Genomic DNA, 19,471 nt, shown 5'->3' with positions numbered 1-19,471 from the left:
CGCCGGTTGACATCGGGGCTGTTGTCGGGATCGATTCGAGGGTAGTTGGGAGGTCCAGTGTCCAGTGTCCAGGGTCCAGTGAAGATGCTCTGGACTCTGGACCACACAAGAGGGGAGTCACATGAAGATCACCAAGATCACAGTCGAGACCGAGATCGTGCCGGTCAAGCACCAGTTCGTCTGGCGGAAGGGTCTGCGCGGGTCCGGGAAAGAACAGGACGTTGCCAAGATCACGGTCGAGACCGACGAGGGCGTGACCGGCGTGTCCTATTCCTCGCACGGCGCGATGGTGAAGGACATGATCGATCGCAGCATCGGGCCAGACCTGATCGGGTTCGACCCGCTGATGAAGGAATATCTCTGGCACCGGGTCTGGGAGATGGACCGCCTGGAAGAGACACCCATCTATGGTCTCGGCCTGGTCGATATCGCCCTTTGGGACCTCAGCGCCAAGGTGGCCAATATGCCGCTCTGGAAGATGCTGGGAGGGTTCCGCGACCGCATCCCGGTCTATGCAAGCACGGTGACCTATTCCACCATCGAAGAGTTTCTCGAGATCGCCGACCAGTGCATCGACTATGGGTTCCGCGCCATCAAACTGCATGCCTGGGGCGATCCGAAACAGGACGCCAAGTTGGGGCAAGCGCTGCGCGCGCATGTCGGGCCTGATATCGAGCTGATGTACGACGGTTCGGCCGGGTTCGATCTGGTCGACGCCATCTATGTCGGGCGGGCGTTGGCGGAAGCCGGTTTCTTCTGGTACGAGGAGCCGATGCGCGAGTTCAATATCGACGCCTATCGCCGCTTGCGGGACAAGGTCGATATTCCCTTGCTTTCGGGCGAGACGTCGGACGGCGCGCATTTCAACATTGCCGATTTCATCGCCTTCGACGCCGCTGAAATGGTGCGCACCAGCACGCACTACAAAGGCGGTGTCACTGGCGCGATGCGCATCGCGCATCTGGCGCAGGCGTTCAACATGCGCGCCGAGGTGCACGGGGGCGGCATGGCGAACCTGGCCATCGCTTGCGCGATCCCGAATACCACCTGGTACGAATCGCTTGTCAAAACCAACCCGATCATGGTCGAGCCGGGGATCGGGCGGGACGGCTGCATCTCCCCGCCAGACGTGCCGGGGATCGGCTGGGGTTTCTACGAGGAGACGGATTATTAGGAGTCCGGAGGCCTGAGTCCGGAGGCCTGAGACGAGTCGGTGAGAAGACGTCCGTTGCGTCTATGCCGACCTCTGTCATGATGACTCGAAACTGGTCTGGTTCTTGAAACGGTCTCGAACTAGACACTCGTTGCGGCGAGGAGAGTCTTCGTTCCTCGGAATGACGAAGGGGTGGCGTATGACCAATCATATCCACCGGAACTCGTAACAAAAGCACGGTGCCAGCGTGTGATACTTCCGCCGTCGTTGTGGAATCGCCTGACGGGCGATCGATCAGAAGGAGGATTACGGGCAGACATCCCGGGCCTGTGGCGCCTGGGGATTCATTGAGTCGTCGTGAAACAGCGTGCAAAGGAGCAATCTCATGCGAAAGTTGATCGCGGTTCTCATTGCCACTTTTCTGCTCATCAGTCCCACTGCCCTGGCGCAGACACCCGAGTCCGGTGGAGAGATTCCGGCGCCAAATCTGCCCAATTTCGCCTGCACCGACACGTCCTATGCGGACGCAGTCGAGAACGGAATCACGCTTGGCGTGAGCCCAGACTATCCCTACACGTATCTCACGCCTGACGATGAGTTCGCGGGGATCGACATCGACATCAACAATGCGGTGCTCGATCTGATCGGCATCGAGGATGTGACGTACGAGATCATGCCCTGGGGTTCGCTGATCCCGGCGCTCGAGTCCGAAACGATCGACATCATCGCGGACAACATCCATGAAACCCCGGACCGACTGAAGGTCATCGGTTTCACCGGCCCGGCCTGGTGGTATGGCCCGGCGCTCATCGTCCAGGATGGCAATCCGGACAACATTCAGTCCTATGACGATCTCACCCGGGATGGCATCACCGTGGGCGCGGTCGCAGGTTCGGCTGCTGCGGAATACCTTGCCTATATCGGCGCGGATGCGGTGACGTTCCAGGACAACACCGCCGAGTTCGCCGCCGGTGAGCAGGGACGCGTCAACGTCATTCTCGAGGACGACACCAAGTTCGCGGCCTATCTCCTGGAGAATGACAGCAGCAATCTGGTGGCGCTCGATGTCGAGACTCCCGAGATTCTCGTCACCGAGTATGGCTACAGCTACGCTCGCTACGGTCTGCGGCAGGATGACTGCACGCTGAACTTCGCCTATTCACGGGCGCTGGCGGAAATGCGGGCGAACGGGATGATCGGCGAGATTCTCGCCGAGTATGGCTTGCCGGTGGACAACGTCTATCTGCCCGGCGTCTCCTAGTCATTGAGCAGACCGCGGTCCCGGCGCAATGCTGGGACCGCGGTCTGCGGTGCTCTCGAGCGTTTCTCCCGGAAAGGCATTGTTCGTGGAACGCCCGGTTTTCGATTGGGAGCTTGCGCGGGAATCGTGGCCTGCATTGCTCGAAGGGCTCAAGCTCACCGTCGAGCTGACGTTTATCGTGATTGCGATCTCGCTGGTCATGGGCATTTTCGTTGCCCTGGCGCGCATGTCGAAACATCGAACGCTCCGGATCGTGACCGGCGCATACGTCGATTTCATGCGGGCGACCCCGCTGTTGTTGCAACTGATCTATCTCTTTTTCGTTCTGCCGGCATTTGGCATTCGGCTGGAGCCGTTCGTAGCCTCGATCATCGGATTGAGTCTCAACTATTCGGCCTATCTCTCCGAGGTCTACCGGTCTGGCATCCAGGCGATTCCGCGAGGTCAACTTGACGCCGCGGCGGCGCTGGGGATGAGTCCGGCGCAGACGATGCGACGCATCGTGTTGCCGCAGGCGGTCCGGATCGTGATACCGACATTGGGCAACTACTTCGTGGCGCTGTTCAAGGACACGTCGCTTGCATCGGCATTGACGCTGCAAGAGTTGTTGTTCAGCGGGCAAATCATCATTACTCGCACCTATGACTACTTCACCATCTACTCGATGGTGCTCTTCATGTACTTCCTGGTTGGCTACCCGGCATTGCTCTTCGTCCGGTATCTCGAGCGGCGAACGCGAAGCGGCTACCGACGGCGGCCAGTTGGCGGCGCTCCTTCGGTGCAACTCACATGAGCGACCGTCGCATGCCGATGATCCAGCTCGATGGAATTCACAAGAGTTTCGGCGAGACCCATGTGCTTCGCGGGGTCTCGCTGTCGATCGATCGCGGCGAGGTGGTTTGCATCATCGGTCCGTCGGGGAGTGGCAAATCGACCTTGCTGCGATGCATCAACTATCTGGAGCAGCCGGAACAAGGGCGCATTCTGCTGGACGGTCAGAACGTCTATCGCGACGTGGTCGATGGCAGGATCAAGAACTACCCCATGCGGCAGATCACGGCGACCCGGCAGAAGATCGGAATGGTCTTCCAGCAGTTCAATCTCTTTCCCCACTACACCGCATTGCAGAACATCATGGAAGCTCCGGTGCAGGTGAAAAAGATGAAAAAGACCGACGCCGAGCAGATCGCGCGGCGATTGCTGGCGCAAGTCGGCTTGGCGGAGAAAGCCGATCAGTATCCCGGAGAGCTTTCCGGTGGGCAGCAACAACGTGTGGCAATCGCGCGCGCGTTGGCGATGGACCCGGAGGTCATGCTCTTCGACGAGGCGACGAGCGCGCTCGATCCCGAACTGGTTGGAGAAGTGCTGGAGATCATGCGCCAGCTCGCCGAGCAGGGTATGACGATGGCAGTCGTGACGCACGAGATGGGATTTGCGCGGCAGGTGGCCGATCGGGTTGTCTTCATGGATCACGGGGTCATCGTGGAAGAAGGTACGCCCCAGGCCATTTTCGGCGCCCCGCGGGAAGAGCGGACCCAGGAGTTCTTGCGCCTGGTACAGGAAGCTGCCGAAAGCGAGGCAGCGTTGCCAATTGGCGCTCCGCAAACATCCAATGCATCCACATTGGCGGCGGTTCCGGCCAAGAAGCGCCGAGTCGTGCGCCGGAAGAGCGGCGCGTCGCCTGGGAGTGGAACGCCGACAGAAGCTCGTTAGATTGGCATTGGGTTAGCTGCCGATATCGAAGTACCGGTCGCAGGGGATGCCATTGCCGTCCGGGTCGAAGTCGGAATCGAGCTCTGGGAACTCGAGCCAGAAGTCATACGCTTCGTCCCAGGTGTCGAAGAAGGAGCAGATTTCCTCTTCGTCGCTGACGGGTGTTTTGGTGCGGTCGATCGGGGCGGTGTCGGGAACGTTGTCGTCTTCCAGGTTCGGGTCGAGGCTGACCGAGGCGTCGCAGGCGGTCCACATGCCGCGACCCTCGCGGATGGCGTTGTCTTGCGCCGCGTCGAGCCGATCCTGGTAGAGACCGTTGGGGGCGTAGTAGCGCGCGGTGGCATATCCCTCGGCGACCAGCTGCTCGTTCAGCAGGTGAACCTTGCCATCGATCTCCGAGATGTACCAGACATATCGCAAGAGGCGGTCGTTGTTGTCGACCGGGTCTTCATCCCGCTCGACCCAGATCTCGGATGACGCCACCAGGAGGCTGTCGGTCTTCTTGCTGGCTTCCTCGCCATAGCACTCGGGTTCGTTGCCGTAGGAGTAGTTTGTTTCCGGCGTGTCGATGCCGATCATGCGGATACGGTCCCGATCCTCGCCTGGACCGAGATCGAAATCGACATCGATCGTGTCGCCGTCGATGACGCGGATGAGCTCGACCTGCACGGCATCGGACGGGATGACATCGTCGGCAGCCCGGCTGACCGGCGCAAACAGGTGCACCCCAGATAGGAACAGCGCGACTACCGCAACGAGTCGAACGAAGCGCATCGATTCACCTTCATGAGATTGTGGGCGCGTCGAACGTGCCACGCGCGCCCCAGCGGGCCATGGTAGGATTCGGCCCAAACTTCCAGTTTCGGAACCAATGGTACTCAGTCTCGATTGGCGACGTCGCCAGCACACGGGATTCGCATTGTGAGCGATCGGCAGGCAGACGCAGCAGTTGCCGGCGACGGTGAGGCAACTGCCTCGCCGGGTTCGCTCGTGCTCGAGATGGTGAACATCTCGAAGCGCTTCGGCGCCACGCAGGCGCTCTCCGGCGTCTCGCTGCAGTTGCGGCGCGGCGAGGTGCACGCGCTGCTGGGTGAAAACGGGGCCGGCAAGTCGACACTCATCAAGATCATGACCGGGGTGCAGCAGCAAGACACCGGGGAGATTCTGCTCGACGGGCAGGAGATCCGTCTTGCCTCCGCGCAGGATGCGCAACGGTTCGGCATCGCCGCGATGTACCAGGAGCCGATGATCTTTCCCGATCTTTCGGTCGCGGAGAACATCTTCATCGGGCACCGCAATCGAGGGAAGATCGTCGACCGGCGCCGTATGGAGCGCGAAGCGCGCGAGGTGCTCGATCGGCTCGGGGTGCAGATCGAAGTCGACGAGCCAGCACGCGGATTGACCCTGGCAGAGCAACAGACAGTCGAAATTGCCAAGGCGATCTCGCTCGACGTGCGCGTGCTCATCATGGACGAACCGACCGCCTCGCTCTCCGCGCATGAAGTCCGGCGGCTCTTCCGCATCATCGACAACCTGCGGGCGCAAGGGGTTGCGATTCTCTTCATCTCGCACCGCATGGACGAGGTTTTCGAGATTTCCGATACGGTCACGATCTTGCGCGACGGTCAGTGGATTTCGACGCGCCCACGGTCCGAGCTGACTCCGCGCATGGCGATTCGGGACATGGTCGGACGGCAGGTTGTGGAGATCTTTCACCGGGAACACCGTGCGCCCGGTGAGGTGCGGCTCGCCGTCGAGGGTTTGACCAAGACCGGAGCATTCGAAGACATCTCGTTCGAGATTCGCGCAGGGGAAGTGCTCGGATTCGCGGGTTTGGTCGGCGCGCGGCGCACCGATGTCGGGTTGGCGCTCTTTGGCATCGCCCCGGCCGATTCGGGCACGGTCACTCTCGATGGGCAACCGGCCAATGTCACGAGTCCACGCCAGGCGCTCGATCTGGGAATCGCATACAGCACAGAAGACCGGCGCCAGCTCGGGCTGATCATGGGGCAATCGATTTCCAACAACATCGTCTTGCCGTCGCTGCAGCGGTTCCTGGACCGGTTCGGGTTGGTCAAGAAGGACGAGCAAGACCAGGTCGCTGAAACCTACCGCCTGCTGCTCAAGATTCGCGCAGCCTCGGTCGAGACGCCAACGGGCGCACTGTCGGGCGGCAACCAGCAGAAGGTCGTCATCAGCAAGTGGCTGGAAACCCATCCGAAGGTGCTGATCCTGGACGAGCCGACGCGCGGTATCGACGTCGGAGCGAAAGTGGAGGTACATCAACTGATCGACGAGCTGGCGGGGCAGGGGATGGCGATCATGCTCATCAGTTCCGATCTGCCCGAAGTGCTGGCCATGAGCGACCGGATCCTGATCATGCGCGAGGGGCGCCAGATGGCGATTCTGGATCAGTCCGAGGCGACGCAAGAGCGGGTCCTGGCGCACGCTATGGGACAGGCTCCGGAATTGGACGACGCTGGCGCGCGGGCAGCAATGGAGGCAGTCGATGCCCTGATCGATGCCGGGAGCAGCACGGGTGACTGATCGCATCCTGCGACATATCCGGCCAGAGCAGTTTCGCGAATTGATCCTGCTGCTCGTTACGCTCGGCGCGCTGCTCTTTTTCTGGAGCCAGATTCCCAACTACTTCGATCCGCGCTCGATCAACCGTCTCACGGTCGGACTGGCGATCCCGCTGGTCGTCGCGGTCGGGCAAATGATGGTGGTGCTGACGCGCAACATCGATCTGTCGGTGTCGTCGACCGTTGGGCTGACGGCCTATGTGGTCGGCACATTCCTGACAAGGAACGATGTTTCTCCCTGGATCGCGGCCGCGCTGGCGATTGCGCTCGGATGTGGGTTGGGCGCGATCAACGGCTTGCTGGTGGCCTATGGCGGCGTGCCGGCCATCATCACCACGTTGGGCACGTTGGCGATCTATCGCGTCGTGCTCGTGGAGATTTCCGGCGCCAAGACCGTCACCACGGACGATTTGCCGGGCTGGGTCGGCTCCTTTCCGAGCAACACGGTTGTTTCGGTGGCGGATTACGACCTGCGGGCCATGGTTGCGATCGCGCTGGTCGTGCTGATTGCCGGGTATCTGGTCCTGCGGTTCTTGCCGTTCGGGCGCCGGCTCTACGCTATCGGCTCGAATCCGGACGGCGCGCGCATCGCAGGTCTCCCGGCGCAACGGGATGTCTTTTCCGCGTTCGTCATCTGTGGCGGACTGGCTGGTCTCGGCGGGTTCCTTTATCTGGTCCGTTTTGGAAACGTCACGGTCACCGCCGCTCAGGGACTCGAACTGCAGGTGGTGGCCGCGGTGGTGGTTGGCGGGGTCAGTATTCTCGGCGGTCAGGGCACGCTCTTTGGCGTCCTGCTCGGGGTCGTCCTGATCGAGGTGATGCAGCAGAGCCTGTTGCGCTGGTCGGGCCTCAGCGAGTTCGTGCGCGATGCGATTCTCGGGTTGCTCATCCTGATCGCCATCACGGTCGATGCCGTCGTGCTGGCCAAGTTGCGGGAAGCCTGGGTGAACACCCGCCGGCGCGACAGGGCGGCGGCCCGGCTCGAGCTCTCGCCAGAAGGGAGTGCCGATGGAGCGGACTGACATCAATCGTTATCTGCGCCGGTGGGAAGCGCTGCTCCTGGGTTGCCTGATCGTGGTGCTGATCTACAACATCACGCAGGTTTCGAACTTTCTGACCGTTCAGAATCAGATCAACCTGCTCCAGCTCAGCATCGAGAAGGCAATCGTCGCGCTGATCATGACGTTCGTCATCATCAGCGGCGAGATCGATCTTTCGGTTGCGTCGATGATGGGGTTGTCCGCGGCCATCATTGCCACGATGCATGATTCGGGCTGGAACATGGGCGTGGCGATTGCGATCGCGCTGTTGGTCGGTCTTGCGCTTGGCACGATGAACGGATTCTTCGTCGCGAAGGTGGGAATCAATTCCCTTGCGGTGACGTTGGCCGGGTATATCGGGTTTCGCGGGCTGGCGTTGGCATTGATCGAAGACAAGTCGCTGGGGGATTTCCCGCATTGGTTCGAGCGGATGGGGCAAGGCGGTATCGTGGGCCCGATCACGTTCTCCATCATCATCTTTTTCATTATGGCGGCGATCGCAACGGTGATCCTGCATTTCAGCGGCTTCGGACGGCGGGTCTACACGATTGGATCCAACGCGCGGGTTGCCGTCTTTTCCGGGGTTCCGGTGGCGCGCACCCGCATCATCATCTTTGCCATGAGTGGACTGATTTCGTCGATGGCCGGCATTCTCTATGCTGCCCGGCTGAGCGCGGTCCGTTCCAGCACCGCGCAGGGAATGGAACTGGACATCATCACCATCGTCTTGTTGGGCGGCGTCAGCATCTTTGGCGGCATCGGTTCGATGGTGGGAGTCTTTCTCTCGATCCTGCTCGTGCTCAATTTGCGCAACGGCATGACGATTGGCGGCATCACCGGCAATACCCAGACCGGTGTGATCGGCTTGCTGCTCATTCTTTCTGTGCTGATTCCGAATCTGGTGTCGCGGGCGCGCGGCCATGTTCGCCGGACGCCAACCGACCCGCACGTGCAGGCCCCTCGCGCGGAAGTGACCGCGCAAGGCGCCGACTGAGAGGAGGTGCCCCGCAAACTCGTGGATACGCGCGAAGGAACTTCTGTTTCGATGAAGAACATGGAGGTACGCAGATGAAACGTCGCACACTTCTCTTGTCGGCCGCAGTTGGCCCGTTCATGCCGACAATCGCGGCCACAGTATCGGCGCAGAGCCCGGAGGCCAGCCCCAGCGGCGGGGTGGCGGTAGCCACACCAGGGCAGGAAGTCAACATGATGCTCCTGCCCAAGTTCCTTGGCATCTCGGTCTTCGATCAGGCAAACCAGGGTGCGCAGGAAGCGCATGCCGAGCTGCAGAATCCAGGCAAGCTCGACTTCGTTGGCCCGACCGCGGACAACAGCGCCGCCGGGCAGATCGAGTTCGTGACCAATGCGCCGGCCGGCGGCTATGACGTAGTCATGCTTTCGAACAACGCCGGCGACCAGATCGACCCGGCCGTGGCGGCCGCGGTGGCTGGCGGCACGGACGTCGTCACCTGGGACTCGCCGATTCCCAGCGGCGAGGGCGAATCGCTCTTCGTCGCGCAGGTCGACTTCGCCGAAACCGGTCAGGTCATGGCGGACATGGCGCTCTCGATTCTTGGTGAGGATGGCGGCAAGTTCGCGGTGCTTTCGGCCACGCCGGACGCCGCCAACCAGAACGCCTGGATTGCCTCGCTGGAAGAGGTGCTCGCCACCGATGCCTATGCGAATCTCGAACTGCTCGACATTGTCTATGGCAATGACGAGTCCGAGGAGAGCTACAACCAGGCGCTGGCGCTGGTCGACAAGTACCCCGACATGGAACTGATCATGGCTCCGACGTCGGTCGGTATCGTGGCCGCCGCCAAGGCGATGCAGGACGAAGGTCTTTGCGACCAGGTCAAGGTTTCCGGGCTCGGGCTGCCTGAAGAGATGAAGGCGTATCTGGACAACGGTTGCGCTCCCGAGTTCGCGCTCTGGAGTTTCGTCGACCTTGGCTACGTGACGTACTACGCCGCGTACTTGCTGGAAACCGGCGCCATCCAGGGGGTCGAGGGCGAGAGCTTCACCGCCGGCCGCATGGGCGACTACACGATCGAGGCTGATCCCACCCGGCCCGACACGGGCGCGCTGCGCATCGTGATGGGTCCGTTCTCGGTCTACAACGCGGAGAATCCGGGGGTCTAGCCCGACGAGCGTCTCAATATCACGAACGGCGGGAGCGGCGGCGACGCCCTCCCGCTCTTTTCATGTCACTCATCCCGGTGTCCCAGCCGCGTGTCATCCTCTCGACGTTCCTGGCGATGTTGCCAGGTGTCGCAGCAATCGAAAGGTGCTCCTCGTCCATGCGCTCCATTGTCGATGTCGCCGCCGAGGTTGGGTTGACCCCAAACGACCTCGATCTCTACGGTCACTACAAGGCAAAGATCCATCTCGATGTCCGCGAACGGCCGAGCGGCAAGCGCGGCCGGTACCTGGTGGTGACGTCGATCACGCCGACGCCCTTTGGCGAAGGCAAGACGACGATGGCAATTGGCTTGGCGCAGGGATGCCGGCGTATCGGCGCGAAAGCGATCGTCGCGTTGCGGCAGTCGTCGATGGGGCCGACGTTTGGCATCAAGGGGGGCGGCGCGGGCGGCGGTCGATCGACCCTCGAGCCGATGGTCGACATGAATTTGCATTTCACCGGCGATGGACATGCGGTGACTGCGGCGCACAACGTCTGCGCCGCGTTGCTGGACAATCACCTGCATCAGGGAAACGCGCTGGGGATCGAAACCATCTCCTGGCCGCGGGTGATCGACATGAACGACCGCGCGCTACGACAGATCGACATCGGTCTGGGAGACAAGAACGGTCCGGAGCGGACGACCGGTTTTCAGATCACGGCCGCGAGCGAGGTCATGTCGATCCTGGCGCTGGCCACCAGCTATGCCGATCTGCGCGCCCGGCTCGGGCGCATCGTGGTCGGGTGGACCGGCGACGGCCGGCCGGTGACAGCGGAGGATATCGACGCTGCCGGGGCGATGGCTGTGCTGATGAGGGATGCGCTCAGCCCAAATCTCGTGCAGACGCAGGAGGGCGGTCCGGCGCTGGTGCATGCGGGGCCGTTCGGGAATGTGGCGTTAGGCTGCTCCTCGATCATTGCCGACCAGGTAGGGCTCGGTTTGGCAGACATTGTGATAACCGAAGCTGGCTTTGGCAGCGATCTCGGATTCGAGAAGTTCTGCGACGTGAAGTGCACCATGAGCGGTCTCTGGCCGGACGCGGCGCTGGTGGTGGTCACGATTCGCGCGTTGAAAGCGCAATCGGGGAACTACCAGATCAAGGTGGGCCGTCCGCTCGACGACACGATCGATGACGAGCATCTTCCGAACCTCTGCGCTGGGCTGCACAACCTGGAAGACCACCTGGCGAATGTCGCCCGGTTCGGGATTCCGGCGGTGGTCGCGATCAATCGTTTCCCCACCGACACCGAGGCCGAGATTCAGGCCGTCATGCAGTCGGCCATGGCTGCAGGCGCGTTTGGGGTAGCGGTGGCCGACGTCTACGGGACGGGCGGCGAGGACGCGGAAGAACTGGCGCGGTTGGTGATGTCGGTGCCGCAAAGCGATCCGTTGCCTGTGCGGCTCTATGAGCCAGATGACTCGCTCCCGGAAAAGATCGCCAAGGTCGCGGCGGCGATGTACGGTGTCGAAGAGATCGACTACCGGCAGGAAGCGCTCGATGCGCTGGCGCGGTACGAAAAGGCCGGGTTCGGGCAATTGCCAATCTGCGTCGCCAAGTCGCAGTATTCGTTTTCCGGCAATGCCAACGAGGCCGGGAAGGCACGTTCCGGCAAGCTGGTGGTGCGCGACTTGTTGCTCTATGCCGGTTCCGGCTACGTCGTGCCAGTGTGCGGCGCGATCAACCTGATGCCCGGTCTGGGCAAGCATCCCGGAGCGCACGACTTCGACCTGCTGCCCGATGGGCAAATTGTTGGCGTGACGTAGTTGGTCTTGAACCCTGGCCCAATCTGGCATCATTGCGCACGTCGTGCCATACGGGCAACCCGGCGTGGAATGGGAAGGATTGGGAGCATTCGATGAGCTACTTGCCACCGGCGCCTGCGCCGGCGTCTGCGCAGCCGTCGCATTCGTTCTTCGACCGAGTCGTCGGATCGGTGAAGTTGAGTCGGCCGATCTTCGATGAAGTGCGCCGCGATCCGAGCGCCATGACCCAGGCGGCCATCGTCGTCGTGCTGACCGGGCTTCTCTCCGGCATCTCCCAGTTCGCAGAGCTGCGAGGCCAGACGATCGAATTTGGCGATGGCGACTCGTACACGGTGACGAATTCGTTTTTCGGGCCGCTGCTCTCGGGTATTGGCGTCGCGATCGTCGCACTCATCTTCTGGGTCATCGCCGCCGTCATCTTCCGGTTGGTGGCGGTGAAGATGTTGAGTGCGCCTGAAACCGAAATCCAGTGGCAGGAAGTCGCTCGTCCGCTGGGGTTTGCCTCCGCGCCGGGATTCCTGCTGATCCTGACGCCCATTCCCGTGCTCGGGTTCATCATCGGAAGCATCGTGGGGCTCTGGTCGTTCGCGGCGCAGATCGTGGCCATGAGCGAGACCTTCAGAATAAGCAAGTTGCGCGCATTTGCCACGATCCTGATCGCTTCGATTGGGCTCGGTATTTTCCTGGCCCTGATCTCCTGCATCTGCATCTTTGCCGTTGCGGCGTTCGTCTGACCGGAGCTCGATGAACCAACCGCTTTCGTTTGGCTGGGACGGATTCGGGCGGCGGCTCCTCGGCGCGCTCCGGTTGAACGGGGACACGTTTCGAGAGCTCTCGTTCGTGCCGAACGCCTTGCCGCAAGCGATCGCGGTGATCCTGCTGGGGTCGCTGGCGAGCGCCATCGTCTATCTTGTCGACGGCGATTCGCCCAGCCTCAGTGTGGACGTCAACTGGAACAGCTATCCGGTCACCCGGGAGAGCGATGTCCTCGCCGCGCTGGCGGGCGCGGTGCTCGATGCCGGATGGGGCCTGATGATTTGGGCGGTACAGGCAGCCATCATCTGTTTCTTGTGGAACCGCTTTAGCCGCAATCGGCGGACCTGGCGCTCGATCGCCGCGCCGCTTGGATTTGCCAGTGCCCCGCTCATCGTTTTCGCCCTTCTGGAACTCGTGCCGACAGTCGGAAGCGCGCTGGCGTTGATCGGCCTCCTGTGGACATTCGTGGCATCGGTGGCAGCGATACGCGCGTCGCTCAGCACCGGTTGGGGGCGTGCCGTCGTGTTGTTGGTCGTGTCTACGGTGGCGCTCTTCCCGATTCCGCTGGTGATTTCCTGGTTGTCATGACAGCGGAGCGGCCAGCTCCAGGGCTCGAGCTGGTCTGCGAACATGTGCCCGTTCGATGTGTGCCGACTGTGGCAGCCAAGTAAGACTGCAACTACGCGAGGACATCAGTCCAGGAGCGCATGCTTCCGCAACTGCTCTAGCGTTCAAACCTGTCGATAAAGACTTCCCAGCGGTGCACGCCGGCGAGCTCGAGAATCCCGTAGCGGTACCAGGGATCTGGGTCGAGACGAGCACGAACATCGGCTTCGCTTTCGGCGCGAACTACGATCATCGCGCCGCCATCGTCGGGGAACGGTCCGCCCAGCACGATTACTCCGCGCTCGACGAGGTCATCGATGAACGCGGCGTGCTCATTCCAGAACGCTTGCTCGCGGGCGCCGATCGAAAGGTCGCGCTTGCTCCCTGCGCGTGAAACGACGACGTACAGACTGGACATGGGGATGCCAGGACCAGGCTATCGAGCGGAGGAGGAGTCGCGCGTGAAGATCATCTCCCAGTTCCACTCCCACGTTTCACCTCCATCGGCAGACATCGCCTGCTCCCAGCGGGCAAAGATGGGAGACATTTCGCTCCAGCGGAAGAGCACTTTCACGGGTACGTCATCTTGCAGGTCGTCTCCAAGAAACTCGCCGATCCCATTCTGAAAACGGCCAACTACCGGCGGAGCGAGCTGGCCGTGACGAGAATCGGCCCAATAGAGACTCCAAAGTCGGGTCGAAGGATCGAACACTCGCACGGTCATGCCGACAAGCGGCTGGCCGTCAGGAAACACCGATCGATATTCTTCGACATTTCCGATTCCACCAAGCACCGCTCGAACATCCGAAGTTGCGTTGAATTCCTCCCATTTCCGGGAACCCACAAGCCTTCGCGCGAGTCGCCGGTTGAAGACATTCCACGTCCCCAGATAGCAATCGAAGTCGTGGCGTCCGTCATTTTCCTGGTCGATTGTGGTGTCCATACCGCTGCAGTCTCCGGTGATCGCTGGTGGTTTCGCGATCTCCAACTTACGTCGATTTCCTGACAGAATGTGTCGCAATTCTTCTGCTAGGCTGAGACGCACGCTGACCACCGGAGGATCGACTTGGCCGGAAACAATCGCATCACCATTGGCGCCTACCTACTGAAACGGCTGCATGAGCTCGGAATTGGGCACATCTTCGGCGTGCCGGGCGATTTCGTGCTCGGATTCATGACCGAGATCGAGTCCAGCCCAATCGAGCTGATCAATACCTGCGACGAGCAGGGAGCCGGGTTCGCGGCGGACGCGTACGCGCGGCTGCGGGGCATCGGCGTGGCGTGTGTGACATATGGGGTGGGCGGTCTCAAGCTTGCAAATACCACAGGCCAAGCCTATGCCGAACGAGTGCCGGTGGTGGTGATCAGCGGCGCTCCGAGCATGGCCGAGCGGCGCCGCAATCCGTTGATCCACCACAAGGTCCGCTCCTACGACACCCAGCTCCGGGTCTTCCAGCAGCTCACGGTGGGGTGGACGGTCTTGGACGATCCGGACGACGCGTGCCGCGAGATCGACCGCGTGCTTCGCCTGTGCAAGCGCTACAGCCGTCCCGTCTATATCGAGCTGCCGCGTGACATGGTCGATGCAGAGATCGAGATCGATGCACGGACGGTCGACGACCGGCAGTTGAGCGATCCGCGCACACTGGCCGCGGCACTCGACGAGGCAGCGTCCTGGATCAATCGCGCCAATCAGCCGGTCATTTTCTTCGGCGTGGAGCTCTATCGTTTCGGATTGGAGGGCGAGGCGTTGGCGCTCATCGAATCGAGTGGCATTCCAGCCGCGGTCACCTTGCTGGACAAGGGCGCCATCGAGGAACGCGCTCCAGCCTTCCTTGGTGTCTACGCGGGAGCGCTCGGGCGAGACGATGTGCGCCGCTACGTCGAGGAGAGCGACTGCCTGATCATGCTGGGCACATTGCTGACCGACATCAACCTGGGTATTGCCACCGCGAAACTCGATCCGGCCAAATGCATTCACATCACGCGCGATCGGTTGTCGGTTGGTCTGCACACCTACGAGAACGTGCGATTGGACGACTTCGTGCGGGGACTCGGCAGTGGCCGCATCACGCCACGCTTCGACCGGGATCATCCGCACGCGCCGATTCCACAGATAGTCGACGTGCCGGTGAGCGAGCGGGACGAGCCCGTCACCGTCGCGCATCTCTTCGGACGGCTTGCGTCGTATCTGACCGAAGACACGATCGTCATTGCCGACCCGGGCGATGCGCTCTTCGCGTCCATCGACCTGCCGGTGCAGGAGGCGCGCGCTTTTCTGGCGCCGGCGTTCTATGCCTCGCTCGGTTTTGCGGTTCCGGCGGCAATTGGAGCGCAGTGCGCGCGTCCCGAGGACCGGCCGTTGGTGCTCGTGGGAGATGGCGCGTTCCAGATGACGGGTATGGAGCTCTCCACCTGCGCGAAGTTCGGGCTCGACCCGATCGTGATCGTGCTGAACAACAATGGCTATACCACCGAGCGGCTGATCATCGACGGTGGATTCAACGACATTCAGCAGTGGAACTTCAGCGCGCTTCCCGAGGTCATGCAATCGGGCAGATCGTTCCTGGTGCGCACACGCGGCGAACTGGACGATGCGCTGGAGGCCGCGCGGGAGCGAACCGGCCAGTTCGCATTGCTCGATGTGCGGCTGGACAAGCTCGATTTCTCGCCGGCGCTCAAGCGGCTGGGGGAGGGGTTGAACAAGGCGGCGACCACCAGTCACTAGCGCCCTGCCGATGGTCGAGTTCGCGCACGTCGCCCGTCGTTACGCTCGCCATGGCTGCGAACCCGCAGGGGGCTTCCGGGGGAACCGGACGCTATGCGCTGGACGAGGACGTGACGAGACGTAAAGAAAACGTGACTGCTCCGTAGTACCTGATAGACAGGCAACGACGTTGGCAGGGAGCACCCGATGGCGGTGGCACAACTTCGCCGATACTCGGCGAAGAGCAGCAACCAGTTGGAAACAAAGAGCGATGCCATCCTCGCGCAGGAGGCGACGCACGACCCGAACGCGTTCGCCACGCTCTATCTCCGCTACGCGAACCAGGTGTTCCGTCATTGCTACCGACGCCTCGGCAATCGCGAAGCTGCGGAAGATGCGACCAGTCTCGTTTTCACCAAGACCCTCACCGGTCTCGACCGATTCGATCCCAACCGCGGGACGTTCGCGGCGTGGCTCTTCACCATCGCCCATCACGTCTCGGCAGACCATTTCCGGAGCCAGGGCAGATACGTAGGCGCCCAGGAATTCCCTGACCCAGTCGACCCCGCCGAAACACCGGAAGAGATTGCGCTTGCGCGAGACGAGGCGGGAAACCTGCGGCGCGCGCTCGAACAGCTCTCCCCGCGCGAGCGGGAGGTGATCGAGCTGCGCTTGGCCGGGTTGAGCTCGGCCGAAATCAGCGACGTGCTCGGCTGTCAGCGAAATGCCGTCGCGCAAGCCCAATACCGCGCGATTGGCCGGTTGCGAGATTTGCTTGGCCCTGAGGCCGCGCAACGAGGACGAAACGATGTTTAGCCGCTGGAAGAGCGACAAGAGGGCAGCGGCTCTCGATCAACTTTGGGACCAACTCCAGGCAGCCGATGGATCCCGGCGCTTTGGAGCGACAGAGCGTCCAGCCGATGCGGAAACGATTGCGGCGGTGTTGGCGCATGACGATGCGCCTTCGATCGATCCAGTCTTTTCCGCCATTTTGCTGAAGGATCTGACAAACATGCACGCGCAACAGAGATTTGGACTGAGCTCGAACGGACATGGTACGGCGGCGATTTCTGCTCAACGATCACCGATCGTCCGGCAACCATCGTGGTTTGGGGAGCAGCATGCCGGGACCGGCCCACGATGGATACGCTTGGCGGCCGGGTTGGCAGTGCTGGCCGTGTTGTTGGCGGTTGGAGCGCTAACGCTCATGCCGGAGCGATCGCCAGAACCCCCGGTGATTCCGGCAGCCGTGGTGCAGGACGAGGGACAGATCGAGTCGGTCACGCTCCTGGATATCTCGTTTCCACCGGGCCGGATGCGAGGAGACGAAGGCGCGCGAGTCATTTTCGGGGAACACAGCATCGCGCCTGGGATGACAGCCGAATTCGGGCTCGCCTGCGACTCGGTTGGAGTTCATCCGTTGTATGTCCTCGACGGAACGCTGAGCGTGGATGCGCTCGCCACCAGCTTCGTACTGCGGAGTGGAGCGGCAGAATGGGAAACCATTCCCGCCGGTGAGCCAGTCGATGTTCGGGCCGGCGATACCTGGTTCGTCGAGAATCCGACAAAGGATGGGGTGGCGAATCTGCGCAACGACGGTGCCGGCGAGGTTCGCTATCTATGGGTTGGACTGCGCGAGAACGCCCCAGAGTGCAGCACAGCACCACCGAGCGGCCAGCAGATCGACTGGTCCTATCTCGAGGATCCGGCCGGTCCCATCGACCCAACGCAACCGGTGCGGCTCGTTCTGCGGACGGTGACGGTGCCCGCTGGAAGCGAAATGAGCGGCGAAATCGGCGGATTCCCGATTCCCTCCGTCGAGCAGGAGGCAATGGGAGCGCGTCAGTGGGCAAAAATCTTGTCCGGCGCGCTGGTCGTCACACGCGAGAACGACGGGCAGGGCGACCCTGTCACGGCAGAATGGGCCGCAAGCACGGTGGCGACGCAGGATACGATCCGTTCCAGTGACGGAGCGGTTGTCACGATCTCGAACGAATCCGATCGACCAGTCGAGCTGATGGTGCTCGATATCGTCGTCGGTGATCCGGAGGCGCAGGGCGGCGTCACGGCTCCGCCTGCGGCGTCTTCGGAAACGGATGCATAGACGGACGCACGTCCGCGGGCTACATCAACATCGCGAGGAAGCGCGCCTGGATGCCCAGGCGCGCTTCCTCCGCGAGTTCGACGCTTTGACAGGCTGGAGATGCCGTTGCTCGAGTCCCGAGGACTTCACGGCACGTCCCACGCTGTGCACTCAGTCCAGCGGCATCAGTGCGTCAATTGGAGACTCCCGCCTGAAACCGGTAGATGGTGCGGTCTTGTTCGTCCGAGATATAGACGGTTCCATCGGGAGCGATGGAAACTGCAGATGGCGCGAGGAATTCCGCGGTTGTGGTTGGCCCGGCAATGAGACCGATCACCTCACCTTCGGGTGAGAAGACTTGTACCCGAGTACCGCCGTAGCCGAGCGTGTTGTACTCGGCGACGTAGAGATTGCCTTCGGCATCGAGCGCGATCCCTCGTGGTTCGGCGAGGTACCCCGGTTCGAGCCCGTTCCCGCCGATGATTGCTCGAGGCATTCCGTCTGCTGTCAGATGATGAATGCGCGAGCGGCCGAACTCGACGACGTAGACACTACCGTCGGGCGCGACCTCGACATCGGTTGGCTGGTTGAAGAAGACGCCTCCCGGGCCATCGGCTCCCCAGCGTTCGATGAACTCTCCGTTCATGTCGTACACGTTGACCGCTCCACCAGCGTTGCTGGCGACAAAGAAGCGATTGTTTGCTTCGTCGAGCGCGATTCCGGTGGGGGCAAGGAGCATGCCGCGTTCGTTTGGATCGGCCCCAATTTCGGCCAGGAAGTTCAGTTCGCTATCGAAGATTTGCACCCGGTTGTTGTATGTATCCGTTACGAAGAGTCGGCCATCTGAGGCAAACGCGAGATCACCAAAACCGAAGTACGGGATATCAGGTGGCTGGAACCGGAACTCGCCCGGTCCTTCGCCTGCCTGCCCAAGCGAATCGAGATGCTCTCCCGCGCTGTCGAGGATATCGATCTGATTGCGCGAGCCGTTGATAACGTAGAGCTTGCCATCTGACCCAAATGCGATGTGTTGAGGGAAACCTGCGCCGGAGATCTCACCATCGGTCTGGGCGGTGAGAAACGCCTCGGCCTCCGGATCGACCGGTGCCGCAGGGAGTGACCAGTCCGCTGACGGATCGGACGTGGCACTCAGGGGACGAACCGGAACTCCGTCGCTCCATTCGCCCATGTTCAGAAGCTCGTCGGAGTTGCCGAGGGCGTATTCGCAGTTCTTGCCTTCGAACGCGCAGTCGAATAGTCCGCTGGAGACCTTCCACACGCCCCAGGTGGCAAGGGCATCCGGCTGCGAGATCGTCTGGTAGTAGCCGGACAGGAGGTCGATATCCACTGATGAATCCCGTGGGGTGTAGTGCGTGGCCAGGAGGGCGGGCCAACCGTGATCGTCGGAACGGATCTCGATGTAGTTGCGATCCTGTTCGGGTAGGGATTTCAGCGGTTCGAACAACCGCTGTGGCCACTCGACTCCCGGCACGTCGTCGATGTCGAACGCCATGACGACTGCCTTGAGCCCGACCGGCAAGCTGGCGATGTCCGGCACGTCCCAGCAGAAACGACCTTCGCAGGGACCCATGGCGAAGAATGCCTTCGGCACCGGCCAGC

Annotated in this window: 18 protein-coding genes; 14 read left to right on the top strand and 4 right to left on the bottom strand. The window is 61.9% G+C overall.

Features of this window, described 5'->3' with window-relative positions:
• The first annotated feature begins 121 nt into the window (after window positions 1-121).
• The 4 genes from R2855_18835 to R2855_18820 all read left to right on the top strand — a co-directional run bounded on the left by R2855_18835 (window position 122) and on the right by R2855_18820 (window position 4,127).
• Window positions 122-1,174, top strand: coding sequence for an enolase C-terminal domain-like protein (locus tag R2855_18835; GenBank protein MEZ4533056.1), 1,053 nt, complete (start codon window positions 122-124; stop codon window positions 1,172-1,174).
• 364 nt (window positions 1,175-1,538) lie between these two features.
• Window positions 1,539-2,414, top strand: coding sequence for a transporter substrate-binding domain-containing protein (locus R2855_18830; protein MEZ4533055.1), 876 nt, complete (start codon window positions 1,539-1,541; stop codon window positions 2,412-2,414).
• An 85-nt stretch (window positions 2,415-2,499) separates the two neighbouring features.
• A complete protein-coding gene (locus R2855_18825; GenBank protein MEZ4533054.1) occupies window positions 2,500-3,207 on the top strand; it encodes an amino acid ABC transporter permease in 708 nt (235 codons plus the stop codon).
• The gene (locus R2855_18820) at window positions 3,204-4,127 is read left to right on the top strand and encodes an amino acid ABC transporter ATP-binding protein (protein ID MEZ4533053.1); all 924 of its coding nucleotides are present in this window, start codon (window positions 3,204-3,206) and stop codon (window positions 4,125-4,127) included. Before R2855_18825 ends, R2855_18820 begins: the two co-directional genes overlap by 4 nt.
• A gap of 12 nt (window positions 4,128-4,139) precedes the next feature.
• On the opposite strand, the gene R2855_18815 is transcribed toward R2855_18820, so the two are convergent.
• On the bottom strand, window positions 4,140-4,901 hold the full coding sequence (locus R2855_18815) for a thermonuclease family protein (protein ID MEZ4533052.1): 762 nt from the start codon (window positions 4,899-4,901) through the stop codon (window positions 4,140-4,142).
• Between the two features lie 147 nt (window positions 4,902-5,048).
• Here R2855_18815 and R2855_18810 point away from each other — a divergent pair, with 147 nt between their 5' ends.
• The 7 genes from R2855_18810 to R2855_18780 all read left to right on the top strand — a co-directional run bounded on the left by R2855_18810 (window position 5,049) and on the right by R2855_18780 (window position 13,043).
• Complete coding sequence (locus tag R2855_18810; protein ID MEZ4533051.1) at window positions 5,049-6,674, top strand: sugar ABC transporter ATP-binding protein; 1,626 nt, start codon at window positions 5,049-5,051, stop codon at window positions 6,672-6,674.
• Entirely contained in the window at window positions 6,667-7,734 is a 1,068-nt protein-coding gene (locus R2855_18805) for an ABC transporter permease (GenBank protein ID MEZ4533050.1), read from the top strand. The genes R2855_18810 and R2855_18805 overlap by 8 nt, the downstream gene beginning before the upstream one ends.
• Window positions 7,721-8,746, top strand: coding sequence for an ABC transporter permease (locus R2855_18800; GenBank protein MEZ4533049.1), 1,026 nt, complete (start codon window positions 7,721-7,723; stop codon window positions 8,744-8,746). The genes R2855_18805 and R2855_18800 overlap by 14 nt, the downstream gene beginning before the upstream one ends.
• A 74-nt stretch (window positions 8,747-8,820) precedes the next feature.
• Window positions 8,821-9,894: a substrate-binding domain-containing protein gene (locus tag R2855_18795; GenBank protein MEZ4533048.1), complete on the top strand. Its 1,074-nt coding sequence runs from the start codon at window positions 8,821-8,823 to the stop codon at window positions 9,892-9,894.
• Window positions 9,895-10,052: 158 nt separating this feature from the next.
• Window positions 10,053-11,699 (top strand): formate--tetrahydrofolate ligase, encoded by a 1,647-nt coding sequence (locus R2855_18790; protein ID MEZ4533047.1) that lies wholly within the window; start codon window positions 10,053-10,055, stop codon window positions 11,697-11,699.
• A gap of 92 nt (window positions 11,700-11,791) precedes the next feature.
• Window positions 11,792-12,433: a YIP1 family protein gene (locus tag R2855_18785; protein ID MEZ4533046.1), complete on the top strand. Its 642-nt coding sequence runs from the start codon at window positions 11,792-11,794 to the stop codon at window positions 12,431-12,433.
• Between the two features lie 10 nt (window positions 12,434-12,443).
• Window positions 12,444-13,043, top strand: coding sequence for a YIP1 family protein (locus tag R2855_18780; GenBank protein ID MEZ4533045.1), 600 nt, complete (start codon window positions 12,444-12,446; stop codon window positions 13,041-13,043).
• Between the two features lie 136 nt (window positions 13,044-13,179).
• Here R2855_18780 and R2855_18775 read toward each other — a convergent pair whose 3' ends face one another.
• A complete protein-coding gene (locus R2855_18775; protein MEZ4533044.1) occupies window positions 13,180-13,479 on the bottom strand; it encodes a YciI family protein in 300 nt (99 codons plus the stop codon).
• An 18-nt stretch (window positions 13,480-13,497) separates the two neighbouring features.
• Complete coding sequence (locus tag R2855_18770) at window positions 13,498-14,004, bottom strand: hypothetical protein (GenBank protein ID MEZ4533043.1); 507 nt, start codon at window positions 14,002-14,004, stop codon at window positions 13,498-13,500.
• 123 nt (window positions 14,005-14,127) lie between these two features.
• Here R2855_18770 and R2855_18765 point away from each other — a divergent pair, with 123 nt between their 5' ends.
• The 3 genes from R2855_18765 to R2855_18755 all read left to right on the top strand — a co-directional run bounded on the left by R2855_18765 (window position 14,128) and on the right by R2855_18755 (window position 17,872).
• Entirely contained in the window at window positions 14,128-15,789 is a 1,662-nt protein-coding gene (locus tag R2855_18765; protein ID MEZ4533042.1) for a thiamine pyrophosphate-binding protein, read from the top strand.
• A 186-nt stretch (window positions 15,790-15,975) separates the two neighbouring features.
• Window positions 15,976-16,584: a sigma-70 family RNA polymerase sigma factor gene (locus R2855_18760; GenBank protein MEZ4533041.1), complete on the top strand. Its 609-nt coding sequence runs from the start codon at window positions 15,976-15,978 to the stop codon at window positions 16,582-16,584.
• Complete coding sequence (locus R2855_18755) at window positions 16,577-17,872, top strand: hypothetical protein (protein ID MEZ4533040.1); 1,296 nt, start codon at window positions 16,577-16,579, stop codon at window positions 17,870-17,872. The genes R2855_18760 and R2855_18755 overlap by 8 nt, the downstream gene beginning before the upstream one ends.
• A 172-nt stretch (window positions 17,873-18,044) precedes the next feature.
• On the opposite strand, the gene R2855_18750 is transcribed toward R2855_18755, so the two are convergent.
• Window positions 18,045-19,471 (bottom strand): NHL repeat-containing protein (locus tag R2855_18750; protein ID MEZ4533039.1); only part of this gene is annotated, 1,427 nt, incomplete at its 5' end.

It is taken from the genome of Thermomicrobiales bacterium (assembly GCA_041390825.1).
GTDB lineage: Bacteria > Chloroflexota > Chloroflexia > Thermomicrobiales > UBA6265 > JAMLHN01.
Note: the sequence above shows the minus strand (reverse complement) of the source record. Positions and strands in the feature narration are given on the sequence as shown.

Bases quoted from the DNA above. Each gene is read 5' to 3' on its own strand.
- R2855_18770 (MEZ4533043.1), bottom strand. From the start codon at position 14,004: ATGGACACCACAATCGACCAGGAAAATGACGGACGCCACGACTTCGAT.
- R2855_18780 (MEZ4533045.1), top strand. From the start codon at position 12,444: ATGAACCAACCGCTTTCGTTTGGCTGGGACGGATTCGGGCGGCGGCTC.
- R2855_18785 (MEZ4533046.1), top strand. From the start codon at position 11,792: ATGAGCTACTTGCCACCGGCGCCTGCGCCGGCGTCTGCGCAGCCGTCG.
- R2855_18815 (MEZ4533052.1), bottom strand. From the start codon at position 4,901: ATGCGCTTCGTTCGACTCGTTGCGGTAGTCGCGCTGTTCCTATCTGGG.
- R2855_18800 (MEZ4533049.1), top strand. From the start codon at position 7,721: ATGGAGCGGACTGACATCAATCGTTATCTGCGCCGGTGGGAAGCGCTG.
- R2855_18755 (MEZ4533040.1), top strand. From the start codon at position 16,577: ATGTTTAGCCGCTGGAAGAGCGACAAGAGGGCAGCGGCTCTCGATCAA.
- R2855_18790 (MEZ4533047.1), top strand. From the start codon at position 10,053: ATGCGCTCCATTGTCGATGTCGCCGCCGAGGTTGGGTTGACCCCAAAC.
- R2855_18820 (MEZ4533053.1), top strand. From the start codon at position 3,204: ATGAGCGACCGTCGCATGCCGATGATCCAGCTCGATGGAATTCACAAG.
- R2855_18830 (MEZ4533055.1), top strand. From the start codon at position 1,539: ATGCGAAAGTTGATCGCGGTTCTCATTGCCACTTTTCTGCTCATCAGT.
- R2855_18775 (MEZ4533044.1), bottom strand. From the start codon at position 13,479: ATGTCCAGTCTGTACGTCGTCGTTTCACGCGCAGGGAGCAAGCGCGAC.
- R2855_18760 (MEZ4533041.1), top strand. From the start codon at position 15,976: ATGGCGGTGGCACAACTTCGCCGATACTCGGCGAAGAGCAGCAACCAG.
- R2855_18795 (MEZ4533048.1), top strand. From the start codon at position 8,821: ATGAAACGTCGCACACTTCTCTTGTCGGCCGCAGTTGGCCCGTTCATG.
- R2855_18835 (MEZ4533056.1), top strand. From the start codon at position 122: ATGAAGATCACCAAGATCACAGTCGAGACCGAGATCGTGCCGGTCAAG.